This window comes from Dolichospermum sp. UHCC 0259, from assembly GCF_009711935.1.
In the GTDB taxonomy this organism is placed as follows: Bacteria; Cyanobacteriota; Cyanobacteriia; order Cyanobacteriales; family Nostocaceae; genus Dolichospermum.
Genome location: NZ_VIKX01000051.1, coordinates 1 through 4,321, shown reverse-complemented (window position 1 = coordinate 4,321; position 4,321 = coordinate 1). Strand labels below are relative to the sequence as shown.

Annotated in this window: 4 protein-coding genes; 3 read left to right on the top strand and 1 reads right to left on the bottom strand. The window is 38.7% G+C overall.

Annotation, left to right across the window (positions count from 1 at the left end; translation table 11 throughout):
- Positions 1-94 precede the first annotated feature (94 nt).
- The 3 genes from FJR05_RS04335 to FJR05_RS04325 all read left to right on the top strand — a co-directional run bounded on the left by FJR05_RS04335 (position 95) and on the right by FJR05_RS04325 (position 2,448).
- On the top strand, positions 95-880 hold the full coding sequence (locus tag FJR05_RS04335) for a mobilization protein (RefSeq protein WP_254446714.1): 786 nt from the start codon (positions 95-97) through the stop codon (positions 878-880).
- 193 nt (positions 881-1,073) lie between these two features.
- Positions 1,074-1,856 (top strand): DUF2207 domain-containing protein, encoded by a 783-nt coding sequence (locus tag FJR05_RS04330; RefSeq protein WP_168642968.1) that lies wholly within the window; start codon positions 1,074-1,076, stop codon positions 1,854-1,856.
- Positions 1,857-1,893: 37 nt separating this feature from the next.
- The gene (locus FJR05_RS04325) at positions 1,894-2,448 is read left to right on the top strand and encodes a hypothetical protein (RefSeq protein WP_168642967.1); all 555 of its coding nucleotides are present in this window, start codon (positions 1,894-1,896) and stop codon (positions 2,446-2,448) included.
- 338 nt (positions 2,449-2,786) lie between these two features.
- On the opposite strand, the gene FJR05_RS04320 is transcribed toward FJR05_RS04325, so the two are convergent.
- A complete protein-coding gene (locus FJR05_RS04320) occupies positions 2,787-3,911 on the bottom strand; it encodes a site-2 protease family protein (protein WP_168642969.1) in 1,125 nt (374 codons plus the stop codon).
- Positions 3,912-4,321: the final 410 nt, after the last annotated feature.

The window sequence follows — 4,321 nt, the reverse complement described above, 5'->3', positions numbered from 1 at the left end:
CCTACTTCTACCTACCCTATAAACTCTCGAAAGTGGGGGGAGAGTGAAAAACTACAGTTAAATAACATAGTTAAATCACAAAGGAGAGAATAAGATGGCTGCAATTCACTTCATTGATGGTGAAAAAGGTGGTGTTGGTAAGTCTTTGTTTGCCAGAGTCATGGTGCAATATTGCATTGACAATAAATTACTTTATGAATTGGTGGAAGCAGACCAAAGTAATCCAGATGTAGGTGCATTTTACCCAGACAATCATAAAACAGCCATTTTTAGTGAATCAGAGCGCAAAGCTTATGAAGCTGATGAAATCTTTAATTTGGCACTTGAAACTGCTGTGATTGTCAACTTACCCGCTCAAGTTTATCCAGCAGTAACCGATTGGATTGAGCGTAATCAAATTTTAGAAATTAGCGGTAAAAACAAGGTCAAGATACATAAATGGTTTGTTTGTAGTGGAGGATATGATAGTGTGCAGTTATTTATGCAATCTATCGAACGGTTTGAAAAGAGGGTCAAACATATATTTATCCGTAACTTTGGTTTATGTGATGATTGGAAACACATAGACGAAAATCAGGAGTTAAACGATTTAATCAAGACTTACAAAGTCCCAGTAATTGATTTTCCCAAGTTTAGTTACCGAGAACGGAATATCCTTGATGCGAAACGAATAAACTTTTCTGAAGCTAAAGATTATAAAGATTTAGGGATATTAGGTAGACAGAGATTACATAGTTTTCTCAAGCAAGCTTTTGAGGAAATTGAAAAAGCTAAAATTTGGAACCCACCAGTAGCTTCAATTACTCCCCCATTAGAAAAAGTTGATAGTGCTAATACTGATAGTGCTAATACTAGTCGGAGAATTGCTCCCAAAAAATAACCTATTTGACACTCTTCAATCTAATAGCGGAGTCTGGCTTTAAGTAGGTTAACCGAAAAATTTAAAGGTATGTGAAGAGAAGTAAAGAAAGCTCAAACTCTTTCTCCCTGCACCCTGCCTTGCCCCAACGACTATTTTTAACGTCAACCTACTTAGTCATAGACTCGCTTGTTTCCTAATTACCAGTTATTCTATGAAGAATTATCACCCTGAAGAACTCGATTTAGATGATGATTTTTTGGATTCAGTTGCTGCTAGAGGTAGAGGTTTAAGTCGAATTCCTTACCCTACTTTACTAGATTTAGCTATTCGTGGTAAGGATGATGCTTTTAAAGCGAGGGTTTGGGAAATAGTTGTTCAAACTGGACTTGACCCTGATGATCCAGCATTTCTAATGATGATTGCTACTGGCAGACTACAAGTGTTGTTAGAAGACAGTCCTCAAGAAATGGAGACAATGTTTGACCAGTGGCAAACCCAACTTTATGAGCATCTGCAAAGCTATGAAAAAGCAGCAGTCAAGGGTCAACAGAAAGCGATCGCTCATGCAGTCACGACATTAATTAAGCATACAGAATTTGAGCGTGCCATTCATTCAGTTCCATCATTAATTGTCGCTGGAATACTCTTATTGATTACCGCAACAGTGGGTGGAATTCTGGGTATAGGGGCAATGCTTTGGTATCAATCTAGCAATTTAGACCCAACTGGTTCACGCCAATTGACTCAACAGGAAGCTAATGCTTTGGCATGGACAACCACTAACGAAGGTAAGTTTGCTCGTAATTTCATGGAATGGAATCGAGATTTATTGAGTCGAGATAGTGCTGGTCAATTAACTTGTACGAAGGAAGTAAAACGCTTAGGGGTAACTCTAGAAATGGGAGCAAGCAGCAAAAAAGCCGTATCAGGTTTTTGTACTCTTTGGGTGCAACCTCTTAATCAACGTAAGTTTGTTTCTCAATCAAAAAATTAGTTGTTAGTTGTTTAATTGTGAAATAGGAGTGAAATAAATGATGATCCGCAAACTTCGCTTAACTTGGCTATTAGTAATAGGAGGAATTTTAGTAGCTTGCACTAATGCAAGTGCTGATTTAAGCACTAATAGCCAAAGTAATATCGCCAAAGCTCAGACTTCATCTATACCTAATTACCCACCAATGTATGATGTTGAAGTAAAGATTTGTGATAATATTATTGCTCCAGTTAAAGACGGTAAACGCTGTATCAAGCACAAATTACGTTTGTGGGGTCTAGTAGAAGAAGCAAAATTGGTTCGCACAGGTATTCCTCTACCATCAATGTCTGCTGTAGCTCATAAATTAGCAATTAGTTCTAAAGGCTGTTATCCTGAATACTCTCAACCTTCTCAACCCCAGTTTTATTGGGCGGATCTCCTTATTTATGTAAATAAAAGAGGAGCGAAACCAACAATTGAAGTTAACAAAACTCAACTGTCTAATCAGAAGATTCACGAGTTAATGACCAGTCAATTTTCTACTCCGAGAATTGCCACATTTGGTGGTGTTGGTTGTAAACCTCTACCTGTACCTGTGAAAAAAAAGTGATTTTTCAGCCTAAATTTATGTCTGGGTCTATAACGTAAATTAACCAGCCATTTAAATCTATGGTTTCTCCCGATGTGTCTGGTTTTGGATAAGTTTTTTAGACCGGATATATAGCTGTTTTCTTGATTCCATAATTACAGCCTTGTAGGAGCATATTTTTTGAATAAGCTAATCAGCATTTAACTTAAATAAAACTGGGCTGAAAACCCATACTAATAGAGAATTGGTTGGAAAACATAGATAACGATGAGCTTACTTATCTATATACAAACATCAAAAACTCAAAACTGCTTTCTTTTCAAGGCAATTTTGAGTTTTTATTTGGAGAATTGAAGAAGTTATGCAAATTTTGTTTGTACTTTGTTCTGAAGTAAGTTGATAATTGCAGCTTTTTCTAAAATGCCAACCAGAAAACCATTTTCACGAATTACAGTCAGTGCTGATAACTTTTGTGTTTCGAGTAACTGTACTACTTCTAGCAACGGTTGATCCGATTGTACAGTGCTAGACTGCTCAATTGGTTTCATCACTTTGAGGACTTGAGTTTCTGCCCACAATGTATTCGGGATAGTTCGCAAGTCATCAACTGATATCGCTCCTAACAATTGTCCTTGCTCATCTGTCACCAAAAACCGACGGTATTCCTGAGCATTTAAGAGCCGTTGATCAGCAAAGTCTCTTAAACTCAAATTCGCTTTGACAATGGGGCTATCGTTAGTTACAGCATCCGCTGCTGTTAAACCTGTGAGTTTTTCTTGCACTCTCGCAAATTGGGCAGCATTACCAGCATTTTGTAGCACAAAGAAACCGATTAACAAGTTCCAGAAGTTACCAAAGCTGCCAAACAATAGCAAAGGAATTAGACCAGAGGCGATCGCTAACCAACCAAAGATTTGTCCAATTCGGCTGGCAACAACCACTCCTTTATAGGATTTACCAGTAATTTTCCAAACTATTGCTTTGAGGATATTACCTCCATCCAAAGGCAAGCCAGGAATGAGATTAAATAGAGCTAATGTCAAATTAACAGAAGCTAGTAGACCCAGGATAGCAGCCGACGGTCCAGATGCAGCAGTCGCAAAACCAACTGTTGTCGCTGTAGCAAATAGCATTAAACTAACTATTGGTCCGGCAATAGCTACCCAAAAAGCTGCTCCTGGAGTTGGCGATTCTTTTTCTAAGCTTGCCAGTCCACCAAATATAAACAGTGTAATTGATTTAACATCAATTCCTTGGCGAATAGCGACAAAGCTGTGTCCTAATTCATGGGCGACAACTGAGCTAAATAACAACAGTGCCGTCATTAATCCTAGTACCAAAGGCAATCCTCCACCTAATTGGGGAAATTGTGCCGCTAGTCCGCTGCTGTAGCTCCAAGTTACCAAACCTAGAACTAAAAACCAGGACGGATGTATATAAAAAGGTATTCCAAAAAGGTTGCCAACCCGAATTGTGCTATTCATGGCGTTTACCTGTGACATGGGCATTGAGAAGTTTGTTTTTTCTCTCAATGCCCTTATCGTAACGAAATATTAAGTAAATTTAATTTTTGTAACGGTAGTGGTGTCCGTCCGTTCAGGTGTGGTTATGCGAATTCAGCCTCAAAAATACAGTTTTTACGGGTGAGGGTGGGTGGGCAAAAAGTTACCCCACTTAAATGTGGGGTTACTGTTTTTAGCAGTAGATACTTAAGACGCTTCAGCAAATCTAGCTGCACGTTGTTGTTTGTGAGCCTTGCGTCGCTCGCGCACTGCGTCCAAATCTTTTAATCCATAGAAACGTTTAGCGTAAGCTAATAGTTCATTGATTGGAGTATCAGCATAGTCCAGACGAAACTCTGTGTTGGGTAGAGTCGAGGGGGAATATTATTTCC